General features: G+C 46.8%; 1 protein-coding gene. It reads right to left on the reverse strand.

Translation table 11 applies throughout. From position 1 onward, the window contains the following. Window positions 1-344: porin (locus tag E0D98_RS26185; protein ID WP_205713045.1), on the reverse strand; the 344-nt coding region annotated here is incomplete at both ends.

Consider the following 344-nt stretch of genomic DNA (forward strand, 5'->3'; position numbering starts at 1 on the left):
GTATACGCAGCCACAAAACCAAAACCATCAAACTCATAGCTGGCTGAGAAACCATACCCATCACCATTGGCCTTCTGGAGGTCATCGCGCTCATTTTTGCCCTGATACTGCGCCGCAAAATTCAGACCATCAACCAGCCCAAAGAAATCTGTATTACGGTAAGTCAGAACTCCGGAAGTTCGGGCAGTCATAAAGTTATCGGTCTGAGTCCAGCCATCACCACCAAACTCTGGCAGTACGTCAGTATATGATCCGACATCGTAAGCAATACCGTAGTTACGTCCGTAATCAATGCTACCAACATCAGCAAATCTCAGACCTGCAAATGCCAGACGGGTTTTATT

Source organism: Escherichia sp. KCJ4928 (assembly GCF_004352695.1).
Lineage (GTDB): Bacteria > Pseudomonadota > Gammaproteobacteria > Enterobacterales > Enterobacteriaceae > ECMA0423.